Consider the following 24233-nt stretch of genomic DNA (forward strand, 5'->3'; position numbering starts at 1 on the left):
AATTTCATTTCATCTTAAAGAAATTTTCAATTTAAAGATATGGGTAGGAATTTAACCATAAAATACTCAGAGAAAACATGACACTAGCTCCTTAAAAATAACTCGTAGAATGATTAATAGCTCGGTACGAAAAATGGAAATTAGCTGCTTTCATCGACGAGTAAGTATTGTTTTACAAGTAAATAATCTCTTTTCTCTCACATTTATAAAGCAGAATAAAAACTGCTTAATAAAATATAAAATTTTAGTTAATTAATCTTTGATTACTGACCTGACGGATAATAAATAATTTTTTATTTCACCTATAGAATAAAAGCATTATATTTATCTAAAAAAATTAATATGTTAGGCCGATTAATTTAGATATGATTGACCTTTTTTGACTAAATGGGGAAACGTTCATGTCCACTCGTAAGTATTTAACTCAACAGGAAATATCTCGACTTTTAGCTGCTTGTCATTTGTCGCGACATCCCGAACGTAATTCTTGCTTAATTTATATGTGCTTTATACATGGTCTAAGGGCAAGCGAGGCCCTATCACTAAAATTATCTGATCTTAACTTAGAAAGTAATGAGCTTTATGTACATCGTTTAAAGAATGGTTTTTCAGTTAATCACCCACTGATTGATGAAGAGATCCCACTCATTAAAGCTTGGCTAAAAACTAGAAATACATGGAAAGGGAAAGAAAGTCAGTGGTTATTTTTATCTGAAAGAGGGACTGCCATGACTCGTCAGCGCTTTTATCAACTTTTTTCACGACTTGGTGAGCTAGCTGAGCTAACCCTAGGTATTCATCCCCACATGTTACGACATGCATGTGGTTATGCATTGGCGGATAGAGGCGCCGATACACGTCTAATTCAGGATTATTTGGGACACACGAATATACAACATACCGTACGATACACAGCAAGTAACCCAGCAAGATTTCGGGGAGTATGGTGAGATAAAGGCGTTAAAAGAGTTGTCAAAATGCACCAAATTGACAAACGTAATGAATTAGGTGCATCTTAAGTTAAATGAAAATACACGTCAAATACGTAGCGTGTAAATAACGCTATGTATATATTACTAAAAATAAGCACATTCCATTATTAAAAGATCATTGAATTTATTAATTTTTTCACACGTTAAAACTCTCCGTAACATCTCAAACTTACACATTGTAATATTCTGAAATGTTTTATTTGGAATAATCTTCCGATAATTTTAAATATAAAATATAAAATATAAGTTAATAAGTAATTAACGAAATATTTAACTAACAATATACAACTATTGTCAATTTGGTGCATTTTGACAACAGTTAAATTAATAAATCATTCAGTTTCATGAGGAGGATTTTATGCAATCTAACTTATCTCCTAAAGAAATTGTTGGGAGCAATATACATAAAGCTCGCCGAGCTAAAGGGCTAAGTGGTTCTGAGCTAGCTGACTTACTTTTATGCTCACAGCAGCATGTTTCACGTATTGAGCGCGGCGTTATTCGACTACACCTAGAGCAAATTAAGCAAATTGCGAACTCACTTGATATTGATATTAATTGTTTATTAGATGGCGTTGGATTTCAAAATAACTCAGTAAATTATATCCATAATATGGAATGTTATTTTAAAGCTGAAGGATGGTTTTCAGGATCTAGTCAATTTATGAAATAGGCTTAACCTTATGTCAGAAAATATAATAAAACCAACATTTAATATTATTGTAGGAAAGAAAATAAAAAGATATAGAAAAGAAATGAAATTAACTGCTGAGGAGTTAGGGAGATATATCGGCGTAAGTCAACAGCAAATTTCCCGTTATGAATCAGGAATTAATCATATTAATATTGATTTTCTTTCTCAATTATCTGAGTTATTTAAAGTACCAATTCAATTTTTTTTAATAGAAGACTAAATATATTTTTTAATTATTAAAATTTAATTTTTAGTATTTGATTTTTTTAAATCAAATACTAGTGCTTTGTTTTTTCCAGTTCATTGCAAATAGAGTGTCTGCAATGAGCAATGAAAATTGACACTCATTCTTTATTTAACAAAAAACATAGGACTTTATATTCATGAAAATGAAATCTATTGCAATGGCAACTTTTATGGCTCTGGGTTTAGCTTCTGCAGCAAATGCTGCTGATCAAGGCCACGGTAAAGTAACGTTCAAAGGCGCTATTATCGATGCTCCATGCTCAATCTCTCCTAGCTCAATCGACCAAACAGTTGAATTAGGCCAAATTTCTAACATGGCATTAGTTGATGGCGGTAAATCAACTCCACGTCCATTCGAAATCACTTTAGAGAACTGTGATATCACTAAACTGACTAAAGGTGTTCAATTAACCTTTAGTGGTGCTGCTGCATCTTTCGACAATACCAATAAAACACTGGGTATTGTTGGTACTGGTGCTGGCGCTGGTGTTCAGATCACTAATGGTAGCGGCAATGTGGTGACTTTAGGAACAGCTGCACCATTCCAACAAGTTCAAAATGGTAACAACACACTGAATTTCGCTGCTTACTTAAAAGGTAATGGTGGCGATATCGACACTATCACTGCCGGTGACTTTAGCTCAGTAGCGGATTTCACTCTGTCTTACGAGTAATTCATCTTGAGCCAACAAATTAATTTGTTGGCTCATTCCGACTGAATTGGGTGTAAGAGAGGGAGCAATGAATAATTCGATAACCAGTGGAGTGTTTTCATTGATCTTAAGTATAGGCACGTTGGCTGCGGTATCAACTGCACATGCTCAAGGCTCAGTGAGTATGAATGGAAGCATTATTGAAACAGCATGTGCAATTGATGTCGGCAGCCGTGATCAAACTATTGATATGGGAAGTATTGCGCTGACTCAAATTCGCCGTGATGGGCAAGGACCTGCTCGCCCTTTTGTTATCCGATTAGTGAATTGTGTTCTTGAACGCCAAAATCCTGACAAACCGAATTGGCAATATTTTCGCGTAACATTCGATGGCTCCCATGATAGGGGGTTATTTGGTGTAAACGGACAAGCTCAAGGTGTTGGATTACAAATTCAACGTGAGGGAGATGGTGAAATTGCCATACCAGGCCAAGGAATGTCAATGAGCGCACTAACAGCTGGAACAAAAGATCTCACCTATCGGCTACGGTTGGTGGCGAATAACCGCCCATTGGCATCAGGTCAATACTACAGTCAATTACGTTTCAAACTGGATTATGAATAGTCGGTTCCTCTAAGAAATGAAGATCTCCTTTGTAGGACGAGCTTCGTGAGCGAAATGACATTACGGATAAAAGAACGCAAAAGAAGGTCGAGATGATGACCCTGAATTTCATTCACACGCCTGTGTTACGGATAACTCGGCCTTGCAGATTAGGGCTTTTAGTCGCGTTGGCTATTAGCTTTGGTGGTCACGCATCCGATATTACATTTAATATGGATATGCTAGACGTCAATGATCGTAACAACATTGATTTAAGCCAATTTGCGCGTCCAGGCTATCTCATGCCTGGTGAATACAGTTTTACGGTTTTCTTAAACAAGCAAAGCATGCCGGAAGAAACTGTCTTTTACTATGCGCCTGAAGGTGAGTCGGATGAAAGCCTCCCTTGCCTGAACCCTGCTTTAGTTGAAAAATTCGGTATCAAGCCTGAATTGATGTCGACATTGAAGTGGTGGCACGAAGGACAGTGTCTATCACTTGAAAGTTTACCCGGAACTGAGGTTAAAGCCGACCTTGCGACTTCGGCTATGTATATTAGTTTGCCGCAAGCCTACCTCGAATATACCGCTGAGAATTGGGATCCTCCCGCACGCTGGGAAGAAGGGTTACCCGGCGCATTGTTTGATTACAACCTAAATGCACAAGTGGGCCAGCAAACCCGCTCTGGACAACAAACCAACTACAGTACCAGCGGTAATGGGGTTGCTGGTGTTAACTTGGGTGCTTGGCGTGTTCGCGCTGACTGGCAAATGCGTATTGATAAGCAGCAAGGACAAAGCACGACCACATCACTAGATTGGACTCGTTATTATGTCTACCGAGCAATCAAATCATTAGGTACAAAACTCACTTTAGGTGAGGATTATTTAACCTCTGATATTTTTGATAGTTTCAGATTTACAGGGCTTAGCCTGGTTACCGATACCAATATGCTTCCACCCAATCTACGTGGATACGCACCAGAAATTACTGGGGTCGCAAAAAGTAATGCGACAGTTATTGTGAGCCAGCAAGGACGAATTATTTATCAAACTCAAGTCGCTGCGGGTCCATTTCGTATCCAAGACTTGAATGATGCATTAGCTGGGCAAATCGATGTTGAAGTTAAAGAACAAGACGGCTCAACACAGAATTTCACTGTCAATACAGCAAGTGTTCCGTATTTAACACGTCCGGGACAACTGCGTTACAAATTAGCCGCTGGGCGCCCAACAAATTGGCGCCATCATGTTAGTGGCGATACCTTCGCAAGTGGCGAGTTCTCTTGGGGAGTTAACAACGGCTGGTCACTGTATGGGGGTGGAATTGGTGCGGAAAACTATGCATCCGCGGCTATAGGGATTGGTCGTGACTTAATGGTATTCGGTGCATTGTCATTCGATATCACTCATGCTCGGGCGCATCTAACCAACTTAAGTGATATTGGCAACAAAACGTATCGTGGGAGCTCATATCGTTTAAGTTACTCTAAACGTTTTGATACCTATAACAGCCAAGTGACATTTGCAGGATATCGATTCTCTGAGCAAGGTTTTATGAGTATGTCTGAGTATTTGGATGCGCAGGAAACAGGTGCTCGCCAATACAACAGCAAAGAAATGTATACCATCTCTTATAACCAACAATTTTCAGAGTTAGGACTAAGTGCGTTCATTAACTATTACCATCAAACCTATTGGGATCAACCCGATAACGACCGCTATAGTATTTCGTTAGCGCGCTACTTTGATATTGGTAAATGGAAGAATCTTAGCCTCAACTTGACGGCCTATCGAAATCGTTATCGTGAAAGTAATGATGATGGCGTATATGCGTCACTCACCGTGCCTTGGGGTGAAAAAAGCTCCGTTAGTTATAACAGTAGTTGGGATAAAAATGATAACTCACAACGTGTGAGTTACTACAGCACCATCGATGAGAGAAATAACTATCAGCTAAGTACCGGATGGGCGCGTTCAGGTGCGCTCGTGAGTGGCTATTACACTCATCAGGGGGACTTAGCACAGCTCAACGCAAACGCAACGTACCAACAAGACCGTTATCGGTCTGCGGGGTTCTCTTTGCAAGGTGGTTTCACCGCAACAGAGAAAGGTGCCGTACTGCATCGTGGTAGTCAAATTGGCGGTACTCGCATATTTGTTGATACCGATGGTGTACCTAATATTCCACTACGTGGTTACGGCTCTATTGTGCGTACCAACCGCTTTGGACAAGCCGTTATTAGTGACGTGAATAGCTATTACCGTAACCAAATTAGCGTTGATTTGAATGCATTACCAGATGAAGCGCAAGTGTCTCAATCTATAAAGCAAGGCACTTTAACAGAAGGGGCAATTGGCTACCGTCAATTTGATGTTGTCGCAGGAAACAGTGCGATGGCGTTGTTAAGGCTATCGGACAATAGCACACCACCTTTCGGAGCAATAGTCTTAAACGGTCGTGGTCAGCAAGTCGGTATGGTGGGTGATGATGGAAATACCTATCTTACTGGTTTAAATGCAAAAGATACCTTGCAAGTTCGTTGGGATGACCAAGTGCAGTGTGAAATCACACTCCCTAATACCTTGCCAGAAGATGAATATTTACAGGCAAGCTGGTTACTACCATGCCACAAACCGGGAGCAAAAGCCGCATCGCCAGCGACCATAAAGACACAATCAGCGAGTCGTGCATTAGAAGCAATGCCGAAAGCAGCAGAACTTGTTGTGCCTGTAGTTGAAAGAACGGCGCCAAAGGAACCAAGTCGCTGGTTACAAAAATAATAAAAATGGTGGTACGCAAAGAGCGATGAGTGCTCCTTAACCATAGAAGATAACAATATGATGAATAACATGATGAAAAACAAATTGATGAACAAAAAAAATGCCCATAGAGCAGTATTCGCATTGGCTGGCGTTGTGTTGACTTCAACAACGCTATCTTCTGCTCAAGCGGCAGTTGCATTAGATAGAACTCGAGCGATTATTACGGGAGACGAAAAATCGATCAGTTTAAATATCAGCAATGAAAACAAACAATTACCTTATCTCGCTCAAGGTTGGGTGGAAAATGAGAAAGGTGAAAAAATAAGCGATCCATTTACGGTATTGCCACCGGTGCAACGTGTTGAGCCAGGGGCAAAAAGCCAAATCAAAATCCAAGCACTGCCAAGTGCAGCGGCACTGCCGCAAGACAGAGAATCCGTGTATTACTTTAATTTGCGTGAGATCCCACCAAAAAGTGATAAGCCCAATACACTGCAACTGGCGTTACAGACACGTATCAAATTGTTTTATCGACCGAAAGCAATCATTCCGACACGTGAGCAAATGGATAACCCATGGCAGGAAAAAGTGACTCTTACTCGCCAAGGTAACCAGTATACGATTAATAACCCAACTGCCTATTACGTTTCTTTTGTCGATGCTGTTCCCAACAAAAATGGACAAACGGTCGCAGGGTTTGAGCCAGTGATGGTGGCACCAAAAAGCAGCAAAGCACTGAACGTCAGTGCAGACGCATTAGGTAATAAACCTGTGCTGACCTATATCAATGATTACGGTGGTCGTCCAACACTGTCGTTTACATGTCAGGGAAATAGCTGCCATGTGGTACCTGAAAAAAAATAGACTGATTTGAAATGTGCGATGAGATAGCAGGAGAATATCATGGCAAACACAAGCAGGATGCTCCGTTATGTGGGCTTAGGAAGTTTAGCGCTGAATTTATTCAGTAACATGGCGATGGGAACAGCTCTAAATAAAGTTGATAACTGGGATGTAGATGGTTCACATGGCACGCTATATGTCCATGGGGCCTTGACGGAAAGTGCTTGTCGTTTAGCAATGTCATCAGCATATCAAACTATTAATTTAGGTACTGTGGGAACCGGACAGCTTCAGCATGTCGGGCAAACAGGTAATCCTGTTGCGATTGAGCTACGTTTAGAAGATTGTCTAAGTGGTGAAAGCCGCAGCCGCACTGCACAGGGGAATCTTTTGTGGAGCCAACAAATGCCTTCAATGAAGATCCGCTTTTTGGCTCCTATAGATACTCAAGACCCGCGCTTGGCAGCTGTTATCGGTGTTCAGGGGATTGGCCTGCAATTAAGTGATGCAGCGCGTTCACCAATTAACTTAGGTGAGTACAGTACACCACAGTTGGTTTCACCTGGACAAAACCAATTAACTTACTATGTAACGCCGGTACGTACCTCCGCTCAACTAAATGCTGGAGCTTATCAGGCGTTAATTAGATTTCAGGTAAGTTATGAATAGGAGCATGGAGATGAGAGGAACTTATTTTCTTACGATATGCTTTAAAGCGCTTGTCCTCGCTGGGGTAATTCTCTTTGGTGCTCTGATTTCACTCAGTTTTTCTTACAATGCTATCGCTGCAAACCTAAGCACTAATATCCAAATCCGCGTGACGGTATACGGTGAGCCGGAATGTACCCTTGGCGGTGCAACAACGACTTCGGTAGATTTTGGCGATATACATCAGGCAAAGATTGATGGTGCTTATGGGCGCTCACCTATTAATTACAACTTGATATGTAATGGCTTATATAAGAATACATTAAAGATGACGCTGAAATGGACTGATAGGCAAATTAATGGTGAGTCATCCGTGACAACCAATCTCCCGAATTTAGGTATTGCCATTTACCGTGATGGAACCCGCCTTAGTAATGGTGCGACATTCAATTTTAATTATGGAAGTTCGCCTGCTTTGTATGCCGTCCCCGTTAAGCCTACAGGAGTAAACTTAACATCAGGTGGGGATTTTACGGGCAATCTTACGATGGTATTGGATTACCAATAGGATGATATCAATGAAATTATTCCGTTATCTTCTCTCGGTCTGCATGATGCTTAGCCTGTTTAGCCAAAGCCAAGCAGCAACACTTGGTATCCAGCTAAAAGGTCGATTATTGGTGACACCGCCCGAGTGCATTTTGAATAACAACCAACAAGAAACTATACATTTTGGCGATATATTGCTTCCGCGTATTGATGGAGTTCAATACAAGCGTACTGTACCGATGAGACTCAGCTGCACAAATCTAGCGAAAAACGCTATAAAACTCACGCTTGTCGGCGATGGAACATCATTTAATAGCAATGGCGCATTAAAAACGAGTAACCCAAAACTCGGGCTTTCCTTTTATGTGAACAATGCTAAGCAAGTTATTAACCAGCCTTTCAATGTGTTATATACAGCGCTGCCAACCTTGGAGGTTGCTCCAGTAAAAAACAGTAATGCCAATTTTACCAATACCGATGGCGGATTTTTTACAGCGCTGGCAACACTGAAAATTGAGTATCAGTGAGAATGATTATGTGGAATAACAATCAAATTAAGCATTGGATGGCAGGATTTATAATGGTGATGTCCATATCTTCAGCGCAAGCAAATTGGGCATTTGATGGTACGTTAATTATTCCTCCTGTTTGCCAATTAAGCCATGACGACCCGATAAAGGTTTCATTCGGTAAAGTCGGTGTACGAAAAATCAATGGTACCGCCTTCAAGCAATCTATTCCTTTTCAATTAGATTGTGTTGGCGATATGACACAACCGTGGGATATCAGCTTGATATTCGGAGGAACACCTGCGGGAAGTGGATTTGATAATGCGACATTAAGAACGGTGACACCGTTGAATAATGGCAAATTAGGCATTCAAATTCAGAAAAATGGCCAACCTCAACCATTGAATGAACCCTTTTTGATTAATGCGGCTTCACTACCATCCCTTTCAGCGGTTCCTGTCATGCGCTCAGGAAGCGAACTCGTAGGGGATAATTTTACTGCATCAGGCACGTTAACCATTATTTTTGAATAGGAGGCGGCAGTCATAACTATGAATATTAAACGTAATATGAGCTTTGCCTTTGGCTTATGGTTTTTGGGTGCCACTGCCGCTTTTTCTGCAAATGTGGAATTTGATGGCACGCTAATTGAAGATGCTTGTGACGTTTATCCTGGCGACGAATCGATTGAATTAGATTTCGGAACGATCGTGGATAAATACCTGTATCTGAATACTCAAACAAATAGCCAACCTTTTACCATTCGCTTAATCAATTGCGATTTAGCGTTAGGCCATGAAGTGAAAGTCACATTTATGGGCGCAGAAAGTTTGGCTTTACCTGGTTTATTAGCGTTAGATGCTGGAAGCCAAGCAACAGGTGTGGCGGTTGGTATTGAAAGTATTTCCGGTACAGCAATCAAAATTAATAGTGGCAGTTATACCCAAGGGTTGTATACCGGAAATAATAATGACCTACGATTTCAAGCGTATGTGAGAGCTGAGCCAGTTGCATTGCAAAATAAATCAATTGTGCTCGGTTCATGGGCTGCGAGTGCCACGTTCAAATTAGATTATGAGTAAATCATTATGTATGCGAAAAAAGCAAAAATATACGGAATGTTAAATACAAGCCGTTTGAGTATTTTATTATTAATCATCGCATTAGCGTCTCTATTTCCTTCTCGCCCTGCCAATGCGATTGCGTATGTAATGCCTGTGAGTATGACCTCTGGAGCTTGGCCTCGTGTTGAGATGGACATTCTTTCTTGGAGTGAAGCAAGTGGTGTTACTAACCCTTGTTATGGATCAACCGAGTGCTGGGTAGGCCCTGATGTTCTGTATGCATCTGGTGCGCCATCGTTGAGTGGATCTTGCTTAGATTATGGTAACTGCATTCGAATTAACCAGTATCGAACAGCGGAAGAAGTCGCAGCGGCTTTTCGTAGTGCAAAAGGAATTCCTTATCGTGCATCGTTTGTCATTGATAGCCCAAATGCGACTTGTATTGGATTATTCTATGTTAACCATAAACCAACCCCGGGAGTTAGGAATGCAATCCAGTGGCCAGGTAGCGTCTGTGGTAAAATTCCACCTACAAATCAAACATGTAGTATTTCTTTGCCTGCTTTTGTTAATCACGGGGCGCTCAGTAACACGAGTTTAAATGGTAAAACAAACTCAGTTTCTGGCAATATCACTTGTACACAGGCGACAAATATCAATTTATTTGCTCGTTCAACCACGGGTGAGCGTTATGTATATTTAAATTCGACTTCTAACTTTTATTCAAATCCATTAATTAATAATCAAAATGGCTGGAATGGCGCGAACATGAACATTTCTGGGAATAATGCGGCGAATTCATTTACATTCACTTCTGAATTACATGCATCAGGAACGGTAACACCTGGGTATTACACTGGAAATGCAGTCGTCATTATTGCATTTAATTAGTTAATCAAAACCTTCTAACCCAATTCACTGACTTGATAGTTGAGTAGCGTATTTTTTAATAAAATACGCTACTTTTATGAATATTAATTAGTTTTGCTTTTCATATCTAGGCACTGATATTTCTTTCAGTGCCTGATTTATCAACCTTATTACTAATAATCCAATCAACGGTTACTGCGACAAAAATATTCACATACCCATACTATCATTGATGATAGTTTTTGATAAAAGGATGAATAATAGCCCTCCAATCAATAAAAAAATCCCTTAAACCGAAGAGTAACGAAAAGTTTAAGGGATAAATGCGCGAGTCTAATTAGAAGTATAAGAAGTAGAAAGTTACAACAAGGTTAACTATTGCGGCAACTGCCATTGGGATTGCCGTCCGTTTTACTATTTGAAACGGTGAAACCCCTGCAATCCCTGCAATTGCAACAATTGCTGCAGTGATAGGTGAAACTGTACGTCCAAAGCTTGTCATGATCTGCATTGGTAAAATGAGCGTCACCACATCCACTTTGAGAAAAGCAGCAATTTTCGGTGTCAATGCAGCAAAAGAGAAGAATGCTGCATTCCCTGAGCCCATTAGGAACGCCGCAAGTGCAAGGATGGCGCTCATAACAATAATCATCGCCCCGATACCAAAGCCAGCATCTTGAGCAGCACTAATTAACGTATCCACCGCTCCACTTTTGAGTAATCCATTTGCGAAAAACTCCCCTGAAACAATCAAAGAAACCACTAAAACAAACTGTTTCCCCATGCCTTCAAAGAACAACATAAAGCTGTCCATGACGGCTTTCGCATCACGTAAACGGACGTATTCAAAAATCAGTGCAATGACAGTGCTGATGATCATCGCAGTGGTGACTTCCAACTTAATGTATGGATGTAATAATGGGCTAAATCCGATAATTAAGATCAATGGAATAACTGGTAACAACGCATAAGACAATGGAACTTTATTACCGCTATCTTCTTTAATAGAATCAATTTTGCTCAAGTCAAAAACAAACCCCTCACGCTTATCCCACCAACGCTGGATAAAGAAATGGGTGATTGCCACTGCGATAATAATAGGGATAGTTACGGGTAATTGATACTGAACAAAGTAAACGGCGGGTTCAATATCTGCTGTTTTCGCTGCCATAATGACATTACCGGAACCGGGTCCATGGTCAATAAATTGGCAACAACCGATAACTGCTAAAGCAGAAAGCGGGCTGATACCTGAACGAATTAATATTGGGTACATAGTCACCATTAGTAGCATCCCCAACCCGGCATGGCTTGGAATGAAAATAACGAGAATTTGCGTTACTAAAAATGAAATCACTAATAACAAATAAGGTGATTTAATAGTCTTTAGTGGCTTTTCAAAAATGGCAAATAATGCGCGACTTGCCCCCACATGCTCCATATAACGGGAGAATCCAGCAATCGCCATTAATGTTAACCCTAGACCTGCTAATCTAGAACTCATGATATCAGTAAAAATTTGGAAGATATCAAAGTACTTAAAATGCGTAGTTTTGTTTTCTGGTAACAATGAATTAAGATCTAAAGATGCGGTTAGGAGCAGCAAAAGCAAGCCCCCTAGCAACAAGACTGGCTGAGGCTTATAACCTCGAGCCAGCAGGTAAACAACCAGCGCTGTAACTAGCGCGGCAATGATTAAACCTGTCATAGAAGAATTCCCCAGTATTGGTGCAGCTTTATTGTTATTAGTTTAATGTTGAAAATGCTTGTGTAATATCGGATATCAAATCATCCACAGACTCCAAGCCAATATGTAAACGAACAAAAGGCCCGTGGCCTTCACGCCAATCTGATGCTGTTCTTGCACCGACTACGTTAGCGGGTAGTGCGAGGCTTTCGAACCCACCCCACGATGCACCGATACCAAACAGGGCTAAAGCATCAATAAAGTTTTCTGTTTGCTTCGCGGTATATTGTTTTTTGAATTCAATGGTTAATAAACCGTTACTACCTTTGCAGTCACGCTTCCATAGATCATGTCGCGGATGAGATGGTAATTCAGGGAACCAGACTTTTTCCACTTCAGGACGCGTTTCCAGCCATTGTGAAATCGCTAACGCGGCTTTGCCATGCGCAGCTAATCGCTGCCCTAAAGTCCGCATTCCTCGTAAAACTAAAGCTGCATCATCGGGGCTACTGGCTTGACCTAAAGCTTCTGGCAAGGCACCAATTTGTTTCCAAGCTTTTTCTGTCGCGACCATAATTCCCATCATCACATCAGAATGCCCGCAGAGGTATTTTGTTGCTGCAATTACAGAAACATCCGCGCCTAATTCTAGTGGGTTATAAAGCCATGCTGAGCCCCAAGTATTATCAACGCCGACAGGGATATCTCGTTCATGTGCGATGCGGCATATTTCGGGTAAATCCAACATTTCATAAAGTAATGAACCTGGGGACTCAACAAAAATAAGCTGTGTATTACTCTGAATTTTTTGTTCAAAATCTGAGCCATCTGTTTTAAAGAAGCTATAGGCAATATTGTTTGGTTTTAAAAAAGCATCGGCAATTTTGCGCACAGGCTCATAAACCGAATCCACAAACAATACATGCCCACCACTATGTACATAGCCCATAATAGTGACGGCAATCGCGGCTAGACCTGTAGGAAATAACTGTGCTCTATAACCTCCTTCTAATTCAGTCACCAAGCTTTCAAGTGCAAATGCTGTTTCTGTACCTCGCGCACCGTAACTTAAAACACGTTCCGTTGCGCGGCGATCGCGAACATCACGCCAGCTTTTAATTGAATCAAAAACAATAGTGCTCGCTCGCATTACTGGTGGATTGATTGGTCCTGATGTTGTAATAGTTTGTCGTCCACTATGTATCAATTTTGTATATTTATTTAATGTCATTATTTATTTCTCCAAATATAGGAATAGATCCCCTGATAATTAAAAGGAAGATTATTTATTTTTAATAATTTTTAATTCATATTATGTATATCAAATTACTTTTCTTTTAAAACATGTCTTATTTAAAAAGATGATCTTCATCATACAAATGAGCATTAATTAAATTAATGAAAACTTAAGAGAAAATTAAGAATTAAAATCGATAGATAATAAACAATAAATAAAAATACAACACATTGATTTTAATGAAATTATAAACACATAAGAAAGCCTTTAATTAACATTAATCTTATTAAGGTGTTTATTTTTATTATTTGTTGCATAAATAAAGAAACTCTCTAACAAATAATTGCTTTTTAATTTTCAATATTATTCTTACACAGGGGAATATTATGGGTACTAGTGTTTTTGATTCGGTATTATTAAAGAACTTATGGTCTACAGAAGAAATGCGAGCTATTTTTTCTGATAAAGTCAGAATGCAAAATTGGCTTGATTACGAAGCAGCATTAGCAATTGAACAAGCTGAATTAGGCTTGATTCCAAAGCAAGCTGCGAAGATCATTGCTGATACAGCAAAACTGGAAAAATTAGATATGGATTTCATCTTAGAGCAAGTGCGTTTAACTCGTCACCCACTTGTTCCAACCATCCGTGGTTTAGAACATGCTTGTCCTGAACATTTTGGTGAATACGTCCACTTTGGCCCCACGACACAAGATGTTATGGACACAGGCTTAGTGCTTCAACTTAAAGAGGCTCATAACGTTTTTTTACGTGATATCAAAATATTAGGGCGTTCTTTATTATCGTTAAGCGAAAAGCATCGCAATACACCAATGGCAGGACGAACCTTAGCCTTACAAGCCTTACCGATTACCTTTGGACACAAAACTGCAATTTGGTTAACGGAATTAGCACGCCATTATCAACGATTAAAAGAAATCGAACCTCGCTTATTCGTTGGTAGCGTTGTTGGCGCTGTTGGAACTAAGGCCTCATTGAGCGACAAAGCAGATGAGCTTGAAGTTCGTGTATTAAATCGGCTCGGTTTAGGCACCCCTGAAATCTCTTGGCAACCCGCTCGCGACCGATTTAGTGAATATGGCATGCTGATTGGTTTAATTAGCGGCACGTTAGGAAAAATTGCCAATGAAATTTTATTATTAGCTCACAATGAAATTGATGAACTTTCAGAGCCTTTTAGTAAAGGTCAAGTTGGCTCCTCAACGATGCCACACAAGCGTAATCCTGCCATTGTCGAAAATGCGGCATGTGTCAGTAATACATTGAAAGCTAATCTTTCAGTGCTTACCGACATGATGAAACACCAACACGAAAGAGATGGTGCGATTTGGAAGATGGAATGGAAAGTGATGCCAGAAATGTGCCTGATGCTTTCGGTGATCTTCGATAACATGAAAACGGTATTAGGGGGATTAAACGTGCATGTCGATAAGATGCGCCAAAATTTAGATATTTTAGGTGGATTTATGCTCGCTGAGCGCGTCATGTTTGCTTTATCAGACAAAGCGGGTAAACAAACTGCCCATGAAATTGTTTATGAAGCTTCTATGTCTGGCCAAGAAGAAGGCATCACTTTTATTGAGGCCATTAACCGTGACACGCGCATTCGTGACCATATAACGCAAGAAGAACTTGATGCCCTATTAGATCCAACGACCTATGTGGGAAATGCTCCTGAACAAGTCACTCGAGTAATAGAACAAACCAAAGCATCCGGTTGGCTTAATGACTAATTCATTTTAGCAAAGTTTAAATCTTTACTTTCTTAAAGCCAGTCAAGTGCTGGCTTTTTCATTCACCGGAGGTATCTATGACATTAAGCCAACAGCTAAGCCAATTTATCACATCCCTATCATTTTCTGATATTCCACCGCAGGTTGTTGAACGCGCCAAGTATCATTTACTCGATACATTAGGCGTTGCACTTGCCGGAAGTCTCCAACAAAGTGCAACACAATGCCGTAAGGGAGTCGCTTATTTACCTGATCATCAAGGAAAAATTCCAATTTGGGGAAGTAACCAAACCGTTTCAACTACCACCGCCGCTTTAGTAAATGGTATTTCTGCACATGCATTAGATTTTGATGATACACACACCGACTCAATCACTCACGGTAGTGCCGTACTTACCCCTATCGCCTTTGCACTCGGCGAACATTTACAAGCAACAACGCAAGAGCTCATTACTGCATGGATTATTGGCTGGGAAGTTGCTGCCAGAGTGGGATTAGCAAGCCACAGCGGGTTCCATCAACGCGGCTTCCATTCTACAGCCATAGCTGGTATTTTTGGCTCGACAGCTTGTGCATCTTCATTACTTAAATTAACTCGGGAACAAACGGTTCATGCTCTTGGACTAACAGGAAGCCAAGCCAGTGGTGTTGCTGAATACCTAACCAATAGCTCGTCTGCAAAATGTTTTCATGCGGGCTGGGCTGCGCAATCAGGCATTATTGCAGCTTGTTTAGCTAAAGGCGGAATGACAGGGCCAGAAACTATTTTTGAAGGGCGCTATAGCCTGTACCAAACACATGGTCTTCGTGAAAATGCGCATCCCGAGCAAGTCACCCAAGACTTAGGTAATATTTGGCAGTTCATGAATGTTTCCATTAAACCCTACCCTGCTTGCCATTTTGCTCATGCCACTGTCGATTGTGGGAGACGATTATTACAACAAGGAATAACCCTCGAGCAAATTGCTAAAGTAGAATGCGTTGTCGATCCCGTTGCAGCTGCCTTAATTTGTGAGCCACCAGAACAAAAATGGGCTCCTCAGAGTGCCTATGCAGCGAAATTTAGCCTCCCGTGGTTGTTTGCCGCAGGCTTTATCGAAGACAAATTAACATTAAGTTTGCTCTCAGCCCAAAATTTACAGCGAACAGATATCCAAAACCTCGCGAAAAAAGTCAGTTATCGTTATCCCACTGAAAATGAAATTCCTTTTCCAACCTATTTTCCCGGCTTAATTTTTGTCACATTAACTAATGGTGAGACAATAACGGAACGACTAGATATCCAATACGGTAACCCACAAAATCCAATGTCGTTGGAGGATATTGTGAGCAAATTTTATGACAATGCAGAGTTGGTAATGAAAAATGAACAAGCTGCGCAGCTTGCTAAAAGTGTATTGTCCTTCGAAACGAAAACTATACAGGCTATCACACAGTTATTGCGTGTCGGTATTTAATAATACCGACTAACGAATAGAAGCCCACACTAAATGGGCTTCTATTTTTCTTTCCCCTTATTATTATTCATTTAACTGAGCAATAATTTGCTGTAAATGAGCAATAGCAACATCATTGAGAGGTTCTTGTGGAAGGATCGGGTCACCAACATTAAATCCTTGAATGTTTAAAGATGCTTTAATACATGATGCTAATGCATATTGCGTAAAAGCTTCGTTGATTTGCCACATTTCTTTCTGTTTTGCTAACGCTGTATCCCAATCCCCTCTAGTGGCCAACTCATATAGTTCAACACATTGTTTTGGCAATACACAGGCAGGACCCGCCATCCAGCCCACGCCACCTAATTTAATGACTAATAAAGGAATATGAGCTGAAGCACTAAAAATTTTAACTCGCTCACCGAAGGTGTTGAGCATTGTTAATAACCTTCCAGTATTACTCGATGCATCTTTAACATATTCGATATTAGGGATATAACTTAATTCATTCAAAAGAGAAATTGACAGCACATCCCCTAATAAACCAGGATTGGTATAGACCGTCATCGATTTTTCAGGAAAAGACTCTGCTATTGTCTGGAAATAACTCAATTGAGCTTTGTCACTCAGAGGGTACATTTTTTGGGATATCAGTACCATACCATCCACACCTAACTTGGCATATTGCTCTGCTTGTGAACACGCATCTGATGTTGAGAAACCGGCGACCCCCGCTAATACGGGTACCCGCCCCGCGGCTTGATCAACCGTAATGCGAACGACTTCATTTCGCAATTCTTGTGACAAATATGCGTATTCACCTGTACTCCCTAACGGACTCAACCCGTGAACTCCGCTCGAAATAAGATGTTCAATTAGATGACGAAGGGATGATTCAAGAATAACCCCTTTAGCTTGGTCAACTGGTGAAACAAGATAAGGAAAAATACCGTGAAAATGGGTCATAATCACTCCTAATTTTAGTTGTTATGGGAGATAACGTCTGTTTGTTCATTTTTTAATGAGTTAAAAAGAATTTGGGCGGCTTTAGTTGGGCTTTTTGAGTTGAGGTACAAGTTATATCGAATTGCCGGAAGTGCTGGTAACCCTTCATCTTCACCGAGTATGCGTAAATCCTCCCCTGAAAGTTCAATTGAACGCGCCATAATGCCCAATCCTGCCCTAACCGCAGCACGTGCACCAGATAATGTTGTTGCCATGTACGCAATTCGCCAAGGTATTTGCTGTTGATCGAGGTGATTGATCATCATCTCACGGTAAGTGCTCGGTTCATCTAGCACAACTAATGGCAGTGGCTGCTCTAAATTAAAGGTAAAATGCTTCCCGCAATACCATAGCGAAGGGGAAACACGTAAGACAATTTTAGGGTAACCAACATGTTCCTCGGTTGAAATGGCCAAATCGAGTTCATTATCCTCTAACATTGACATAAGAAATGGGCTACGTTTGACAATAATATCCATGATCAAATTTGGATAAGCCCCTGAAAATCTGGCTAGTAAATCAGGTAATATGGTATTCGCTGTGTCATCTGGCGAACCAATTTTTAATACCCCGTCAATTTCTTCATAAACTAGCGATAAACATGCCTCATCATTAAGCCGCAGAATACGACGGGCATAGCTCAATAGCTGTGTACCAGAATCTGTCAATGCTTTGTTTCTGCCTTGCCGCACAAATAACTCCTTGCCAATGAGTGACTCCAACCTTTGCATTTGTTGACTCACCGCTGATTGCGTTCGGCAAACAGATTCTGCAGCGGCGGCAAAAGTTGCACCATCAACAACCGCAATAAAAGTACGAAGTAAATCAAGCTCCAAATTAAAAATAGGGCGTTTAGCAGCTGGCATTTTAGTTATCTCTTTTCTTAAGGTATAAGATATCATTAAACAAGAGTGTTTAATTTACATACTAAGAAAAAAGCCTTAAAGAATCTATGTTAGAGCTCAATTGTTTGGCTCTAAATTGTAGCTACTTAATAATAAATTTGGCCACTTGAATATCCGCCATAACACGTTAATCTTGCAGAATTAAGAAAACAAAAAACCGTCGAAGAACAGCGTAGCAGTAAAGGCTTTTTAAGCGCCAGCAGTGAGCACACTATCCAACACGATGAGACCACTCGTGAAAAAGGCTGCTTGCTCAGTGGCAAAAAAGTCACCATTACCGCAGGGAACGACCTGAACGTTAAAGGCTCCTCGGTGGTCGCAGAAAACGATGTCAGCTTAACCGCTGGCAACAAACTGCATGTGGGCGGAACTGATTGCTCAAAAAGACTTGAACCTCACGGGCGATAGCGTCCAAATCGACCCGGGCTATGATGCCAAACAACAAGAGGTCAGCGTCGAGGCAGCTACAAGGCCTGGCAGTTGATAATTTAGCAGGTGCATTGGCAAATGCCTCGTCGCCGTACTAAGCGACATTGATAAAACAGCAAGTAGATGAAGATAATAAAACCGCGAATGCCATGGCATATGCTGCGTTATGCGCTGTTATTGCTGAGCTAAATAATCAATCCGCTGCTGCGGGTAGATTGTGCCATATTCTTTATCCTCTCACCTCTGAGCAAGCATATACTCTAAATAATTCGGATTACGTGTAGGCAGCTAGTGAAGATAGCCGAGGAGCATAGATAACTATGTGACTCGGATAGCTGAACGAAGCCAACAACCATGTAATTCGAAGTATGACGAATATACATTCATTATCGAAGCGACGTATATACTCACTCGGAGGTTAATGTGGGTTGAGTTAAGTTGACATGCATTGACTGAAAATGCGGGGAAAGCCTTGCAAGCACTGGATTTCAGATACAAAAAAAGACGTCGGTTGACGTCTCTTGATGTTCTTATGGTGCGAAGGCCGGACTCATGGTTTAAGGAAAACCAGCTGATATTTATAGATTTTTTGATTGTCGCGGTTCAGCGATATACGGTAAAAGTCCGTGATGGGCGATAATGCCTGGGTCTATCTCACTCACCGTGATGCCGGTATAGGCTGTCCAGCCATGCAGGCGTTTCACATACTGCATCACCTCCGCCGGGACCTTAGGGGAGAAATTGAGCACGATCTCTTCTTCCTCACCATGCCAAAGCGGCAGCGTGGTCACTTCTACACCCGCGTGAATGCGCTGCCAGTCAGTCATTCTTAAACCGCAGATTTGCAGCAGGCTCAGTATATCGCCATTTTCATCATCGAAAGGCAAGATCTCAGGTATCACATTCACTTCAATAGAATGTGGCTTAATCTCAGGAAGCTGCTTTTTCACTAACTGCTGTACACCAACCTGTAACTTACCGGAAGTAAAGATAGGCTTAAACCAGTGCAAAATTTCACGCTGAAAATTATCCAGCGCAAAATCGTAATATTCCACAACAATTTCCAAACCGATATAATCACCCGCAAGATACTCCTGACTTGCTTCTTTTTCATTAAGAGATGATTGAAAATTAACGTCAGTTCTCTTATGTACCATAGTAATTCTCCGGAAATAAAAAGGCGTGAGATACGAATAAATAAACTAAGCGTTCACTTTGTTAAATATAGCTCAAAAAATATTATTAGTTAAATAAAATATGACATAATTATGCCCCCGACAAAGAGTTCGATAATTACACCTAAGGAACGACAATCAATAATAAAAACAAATCCCTTCGTTATAGATAAAGTTCGACATTACCATTACCCACAGCTAAAATAGCATTATGGATGCTTTTAATTTAACATCATTATAAAAAAGGTGATGCATGCAACTATTTAAATATATAAAGCTCGTTTATCCTGAGTTTGATCATACAAAATCAAAAATACACCTCGCAAGATACAATGGTACTGAAAACCCTCTAAACGTCTATAGATTTGGTCAGTTCGATAATTGGCAAAAATATCAAAACAAGAAAAACTTTGAGAAAAAGTTTGTCGTTTCACTGATACAATCAGGAAGACGATGGTTATTCGCAGGTCTTTATATTAAAAATGGACGTTCTAACCATAATCATAACAGCAGTATAAACTATGTTTATGATCTTCTGCCGGTGAAAGAAACAGAGGAGTATAGTGGCCGATTATATGTATCAAGTTCTTATAGAGGTAGAACTTCTTACTTGCTTGGAGAAACACTTTCTGATGATTTAAATATCGTTGAAATTAAACCAATAAAATTAGGATTCAAAGAATTTAAAAGTTACAAAGAAACAAGCTTGACAAGATATGAATTAGAAAGAATTATTGAACTTAATATCAACTCATGGGAAACGGCCTTAAAATCGGTTAAAGGTATTTATATTCTCACCGATACTAAAACAGGGAAATTATATATAGGAAAGGCTGATGGCATTAATGGTATATGGCAACGGTGGGTCGAATATTATCAATCTGGTCATGGTGGTAATCTTGGCTTAGTTGATTTATTTAAAGAAAAGACCAGAATGCATGATATCACATTCACAATACTGGAAGTATTGGATATTAATTCAAGTGCAGATGATGTCTATGCCAGAGAATCCTATTGGAAAAATGTTTTAGGATCACGCATTGATGGCTACAATCTTAACTAACTGACTGCTATAAAAATGACAGATAGTTTTTATAGCCATTTCATCAAGAGAATGATTTTATTATAGCCCACTAACGTGGGCTGATTTTAGTGAGAAGACTTTTTAGCGCGTTTTTTTATCGTGCCAGCCGCCAGTTTTTCAGCGGTAATTTTTTCCAGCAATGCTTCCGCACTATTAATCCCGCTAATCAGCTCGGGGTTTTCCTCACGCCACTGGGTGGTTAATTCACCACGGAAAGCTTTGCCGAGGATGGATTGGGTAAGATTATTTATTTTCGATAATGTATTATCAAATATTTTTTCGATAGAGCCTACATATGAAAATAATTTTTCAATAGCATTAACAATGCTTACCTGCTCTGTTACTGTGTAAATAGGAACTTTTATTGATGATATTTTAGATATACTTAAAGTATATAAACCAGCACCGGAAGTTGCTTTAGAAACAATTTCCGTTTTCCCTTGTGGTGACATAAAATAATAAAGTAAAAACTTACTATTAATATCATCATTAACTCGAACTTTTATCAGATGGTTTTGGTGAACACAATTTTCTATTTCACCATTCCATATTGCAGCTCTACCAATTTGATCTAAGCTTCCATTGCCCTCAACAATAAGGATATCCCCATCATGAAGAAGAACTCGATCTAACTCTTTATCTTGTACTCCAATAACAGACATGTCATCAAGTCTAAGTTCATTCTCATAAACGTTTGCAACTCTTAAATATGGAAATTGCTGAGAAATTTGGTTTCGTTTCCCATTTTTTGTTAAGCCGCCAATGACTTTAGCCACGGAACTGACTTCTTTATAATCACTTGCATTAACTTCAGTCAACTTCCCACTCACCGCAGCACTCAACACCGACTGCCTAAATTTTTTCAAAATTTCAGGGATATTTTCCAGCCGGGTTTTAATACTCTCCACGCGAGCCAAAAGGTCATCGAGTTTATCGGCGATAATTTTTTGCTCGGCGGTAGGAGGTAGGCATACAGTATGTTCTTTTATAACAGCCTGAGAAATATTGGGTTGTGCCCCACCTTTTCCTTTTTTTATAAAAGCCTTTTTCTCATTAAGTAAAAGATAATATAAAAACTCACTAGAAGTAACTCCTGCAGTAGGAGTACCGACAGCGCAGGCTTGATTAGTAGTTGCATCAATACCTAAAATTGACGTTTTCCCAATAGTCGCCCCATACATTGCTAAGACGACCGAACCCTTAGTGAAAAATTTAGCACTCGAGTTTTTAACACCAGCTTCGGTTATAAATTCGCTGGCTTGAGTGATAATTCTAGGGCCTAAATCGCCGGTTTTAATCCATGGAATTTCACCATTATAATACTCACTCTGGCTCCGAGATGGAGTTCCGCCAGAGCCCCAACTAGCAATACTTTGTAAAGTTACTTGAGTCCATCCATCAGGGAATTTATCAATACTCATGCCTCTTGTTCCCCAAATATTTCATTCATTAATATTTTCTGCGCGTCAGCCTCTTCCCCTGCCCCTAACTCCCGCATCAATGCATCAAGCTCACCTAGGGCCTGTACCAGTTCACTCATGGCTTCTCCAGCTAGTACGGCGGGCTCTGGCAGGCTGGCAGCATCGACGCTGCTGTTATCCCGTAGCCAGGAGATATCCAGCGAATCGCCTTTGGTGTCGCGGATCCACTCCCGGGTAAAGACCCGCCAGCGGCTGGTTGTGAGGCGCTCGGCCACATTGTCATTTTCAGCCGTATCAGGGGCCTCAATTTCTTCAGCGTTAAAGCTCCACTCCCCTTCCTGACGCTGGCTGTTGCCGTTGGGCGAGTCACCGAAAACGCCTTCAAAAGGTTTTAAATGGTTTTCATTGAAGGGGGTACGCTTGCCAAAGCTTGGCATATTGGTACGCAGGTCATAGACCCAGATATTTTGCGTGCAGTTCTCTTCCTGGTATTTATCCGCCTCGGTACCTTTGGTGAAAAACAGTACGTTAGTTTTCACGCCTTGGGCGTAAAAAATCCCGGTGGGTAAGCGCAGGATAGTATGCAGATTACATTTATTCATCAGGTCTCGACGCACATCGGTGCCGACTCCGGCCTCAAACAATACGTTATCTGGCAAAACCACGGCCGCACGGCCACCCGGTTTCAGATTGCGGTAGATATGCTGTAAAAAGGCCAGCTGCTTATTACTGGTGGGATAGGTGAGGTCGTCCCGGGTAATACTGGCTTCGCCCCCTTTCGCGGTACCAAAGGGCGGGTTAGCCAGAATAATATCGGCTTTCGCCAGCGCCTGACCGGCCATACCCAAGGCATTGCCTTGATGCACCACCCCTTGATCGTCCCCTTCCATGCCGTGCAGCAAGCAGTTCATCAGCGCCAGACGGCGGGTAGAAGGCACCAGTTCAATACCGACAAAGGCTTTGTTTTTCTGAAACTGCTGCTCTTTGGCCGTCAAATCATAGAGGTCATCGGTGTGAGACTTAATATACTGGTCCGCAGCGATTAAGAAACCGGCGGTGCCTGCCGCAGGGTCTTGCACCACTTCTCCCGGCTGGGGTTTGATACAATTAACCATGCTATTAATCAGTACCCGCGGGGTAAAATACTGCCCGGCTCCGGACTTGGTTTCACCGGCGTTCTTTTCCAGTAAACCTTCATATAAGTCACCCAGACCATCTTTCTGGACACTAAACCAGTCGATTTGATCCAGAGATCGGATCAACTGCTCCAGATGGCGTGGCTCACGCAGACGGGTCTGTGCATCGGCATAGATCGCGGTAATCAGCGGGTCTGCATGCACCAGCTTGCCTTCAGCATCTTTACCGGTAGAGAGTTTCAGCAGGATTTGTTTGTAATCATTCAGCAGGTTAATACCGGATTTCGCATTTAAATCTGTCCAGCGGCAGCCTTCTGGCAGAGTGTGTTTATCCAGTGTCTCAGCTTCAGTGTTCTCATGCACCATCTTGATAAACAGCAGTAATACCAGCTCAGTGACATAGTCGCTGTAGTTAATGCCATCATCACGCAGTACATCACACAGGTTCCAGAGTTTCTGGACGATTTCGTTATTATTGCTCATAGGTATTCCGAAGAAGGCTGGTAACCCAGCCTGTTTGCTGA

Annotated in this window: 24 protein-coding genes; 17 read left to right on the forward strand and 7 right to left on the reverse strand. The window is 41.0% G+C overall.

Going from position 1 to position 24233, the window contains the following annotated elements; genetic code table 11:
• The first annotated feature begins 401 nt into the window (after positions 1-401).
• The 13 genes from FVA69_RS19155 to FVA69_RS19215 all read left to right on the forward strand — a co-directional run bounded on the left by FVA69_RS19155 (position 402) and on the right by FVA69_RS19215 (position 10458).
• Entirely contained in the window at positions 402-950 is a 549-nt protein-coding gene (locus FVA69_RS19155; RefSeq protein ID WP_004907617.1) for a tyrosine-type DNA invertase, read from the forward strand.
• Positions 951-1350: 400 nt separating this feature from the next.
• On the forward strand, positions 1351-1665 hold the full coding sequence (locus FVA69_RS19160) for a helix-turn-helix domain-containing protein (protein ID WP_004907614.1): 315 nt from the start codon (positions 1351-1353) through the stop codon (positions 1663-1665).
• A 10-nt stretch (positions 1666-1675) separates the two neighbouring features.
• Positions 1676-1906 (forward strand): helix-turn-helix domain-containing protein, encoded by a 231-nt coding sequence (locus FVA69_RS19165; RefSeq protein ID WP_109912789.1) that lies wholly within the window; start codon positions 1676-1678, stop codon positions 1904-1906.
• A 163-nt stretch (positions 1907-2069) separates the two neighbouring features.
• Positions 2070-2606: a fimbrial protein gene (locus FVA69_RS19170; protein ID WP_004907609.1), complete on the forward strand. Its 537-nt coding sequence runs from the start codon at positions 2070-2072 to the stop codon at positions 2604-2606.
• A 67-nt stretch (positions 2607-2673) separates the two neighbouring features.
• Positions 2674-3210, forward strand: coding sequence for a fimbrial protein (locus tag FVA69_RS19175; protein WP_004907606.1), 537 nt, complete (start codon positions 2674-2676; stop codon positions 3208-3210).
• 92 nt (positions 3211-3302) lie between these two features.
• A complete protein-coding gene (locus FVA69_RS19180) occupies positions 3303-5972 on the forward strand; it encodes an outer membrane usher protein (RefSeq protein ID WP_164529219.1) in 2670 nt (889 codons plus the stop codon).
• Positions 5973-6029: 57 nt separating this feature from the next.
• Entirely contained in the window at positions 6030-6818 is a 789-nt protein-coding gene (locus tag FVA69_RS19185) for a fimbria/pilus periplasmic chaperone (RefSeq protein ID WP_004907602.1), read from the forward strand.
• 39 nt (positions 6819-6857) lie between these two features.
• Positions 6858-7466 carry a fimbrial protein gene (locus FVA69_RS19190; protein ID WP_109912791.1) on the forward strand — a complete coding sequence of 203 codons (609 nt, stop codon included), beginning with the start codon at positions 6858-6860 and terminating at the stop codon, positions 7464-7466.
• A gap of 10 nt (positions 7467-7476) precedes the next feature.
• A complete protein-coding gene (locus FVA69_RS19195; RefSeq protein ID WP_226538001.1) occupies positions 7477-8013 on the forward strand; it encodes a fimbrial protein in 537 nt (178 codons plus the stop codon).
• A 10-nt stretch (positions 8014-8023) separates the two neighbouring features.
• Complete coding sequence (locus tag FVA69_RS19200; protein WP_004907589.1) at positions 8024-8521, forward strand: fimbrial protein; 498 nt, start codon at positions 8024-8026, stop codon at positions 8519-8521.
• Positions 8522-8523: 2 nt separating this feature from the next.
• Positions 8524-9036, forward strand: a complete 513-nt coding sequence (locus FVA69_RS19205; protein ID WP_042851490.1) for a fimbrial protein — start codon at positions 8524-8526, stop codon at positions 9034-9036.
• Positions 9037-9054: 18 nt separating this feature from the next.
• Positions 9055-9585, forward strand: a complete 531-nt coding sequence (locus FVA69_RS19210) for a fimbrial protein (protein ID WP_004907582.1) — start codon at positions 9055-9057, stop codon at positions 9583-9585.
• Between the two features lie 6 nt (positions 9586-9591).
• On the forward strand, positions 9592-10458 hold the full coding sequence (locus FVA69_RS19215; RefSeq protein WP_004907580.1) for an MrpH family fimbial adhesin: 867 nt from the start codon (positions 9592-9594) through the stop codon (positions 10456-10458).
• Positions 10459-10774: 316 nt separating this feature from the next.
• Here FVA69_RS19215 and dcuC read toward each other — a convergent pair whose 3' ends face one another.
• Together dcuC and metC are read right to left on the reverse strand one after the other, a co-directional pair.
• Positions 10775-12145, reverse strand: coding sequence for a C4-dicarboxylate transporter DcuC (dcuC, locus tag FVA69_RS19220; protein ID WP_004907576.1), 1371 nt, complete (start codon positions 12143-12145; stop codon positions 10775-10777).
• 37 nt (positions 12146-12182) lie between these two features.
• Positions 12183-13355 (reverse strand): cystathionine beta-lyase, encoded by a 1173-nt coding sequence (gene metC, locus FVA69_RS19225; protein ID WP_164529220.1) that lies wholly within the window; start codon positions 13353-13355, stop codon positions 12183-12185.
• Positions 13356-13747: 392 nt separating this feature from the next.
• Between metC and purB the strand changes: the two genes are divergently transcribed.
• Positions 13748-15115 (forward strand): adenylosuccinate lyase, encoded by a 1368-nt coding sequence (purB, locus tag FVA69_RS19230; RefSeq protein WP_109912793.1) that lies wholly within the window; start codon positions 13748-13750, stop codon positions 15113-15115.
• 77 nt (positions 15116-15192) lie between these two features.
• Entirely contained in the window at positions 15193-16572 is a 1380-nt protein-coding gene (locus tag FVA69_RS19235) for an MmgE/PrpD family protein (protein ID WP_004907570.1), read from the forward strand.
• A 63-nt stretch (positions 16573-16635) separates the two neighbouring features.
• Here FVA69_RS19235 and FVA69_RS19240 read toward each other — a convergent pair whose 3' ends face one another.
• Together FVA69_RS19240 and FVA69_RS19245 are read right to left on the reverse strand one after the other, a co-directional pair.
• Entirely contained in the window at positions 16636-17520 is an 885-nt protein-coding gene (locus FVA69_RS19240; RefSeq protein ID WP_117162619.1) for a dihydrodipicolinate synthase family protein, read from the reverse strand.
• A 14-nt stretch (positions 17521-17534) separates the two neighbouring features.
• A complete protein-coding gene (locus tag FVA69_RS19245) occupies positions 17535-18425 on the reverse strand; it encodes a LysR family transcriptional regulator (protein WP_004907568.1) in 891 nt (296 codons plus the stop codon).
• A gap of 252 nt (positions 18426-18677) precedes the next feature.
• Between FVA69_RS19245 and FVA69_RS21865 the strand changes: the two genes are divergently transcribed.
• Entirely contained in the window at positions 18678-18872 is a 195-nt protein-coding gene (locus FVA69_RS21865) for a hemagglutinin repeat-containing protein (protein ID WP_164529376.1), read from the forward strand.
• Between the two features lie 599 nt (positions 18873-19471).
• On the opposite strand, the gene FVA69_RS19255 is transcribed toward FVA69_RS21865, so the two are convergent.
• A complete protein-coding gene (locus FVA69_RS19255) occupies positions 19472-20050 on the reverse strand; it encodes a hypothetical protein (RefSeq protein WP_164529221.1) in 579 nt (192 codons plus the stop codon).
• A 271-nt stretch (positions 20051-20321) separates the two neighbouring features.
• On the opposite strand from FVA69_RS19255, the gene FVA69_RS19260 reads away from it, so the two are divergent.
• The gene (locus FVA69_RS19260) at positions 20322-21131 is read left to right on the forward strand and encodes a GIY-YIG nuclease family protein (protein WP_164529222.1); all 810 of its coding nucleotides are present in this window, start codon (positions 20322-20324) and stop codon (positions 21129-21131) included.
• 86 nt (positions 21132-21217) lie between these two features.
• Here the strand turns inward: FVA69_RS19260 and FVA69_RS19265 are convergent, their stop codons facing one another.
• A complete protein-coding gene (locus FVA69_RS19265; protein ID WP_164529223.1) occupies positions 21218-22573 on the reverse strand; it encodes a restriction endonuclease subunit S in 1356 nt (451 codons plus the stop codon).
• Complete coding sequence (locus FVA69_RS19270; RefSeq protein WP_164529224.1) at positions 22570-24192, reverse strand: N-6 DNA methylase; 1623 nt, start codon at positions 24190-24192, stop codon at positions 22570-22572. The genes FVA69_RS19265 and FVA69_RS19270 overlap by 4 nt, the downstream gene beginning before the upstream one ends.
• Positions 24193-24233: the final 41 nt, after the last annotated feature.

The organism is Providencia sp. PROV004 (assembly GCF_011045615.1).
Classification (GTDB): domain Bacteria; phylum Pseudomonadota; class Gammaproteobacteria; order Enterobacterales; family Enterobacteriaceae; genus Providencia; species Providencia rettgeri.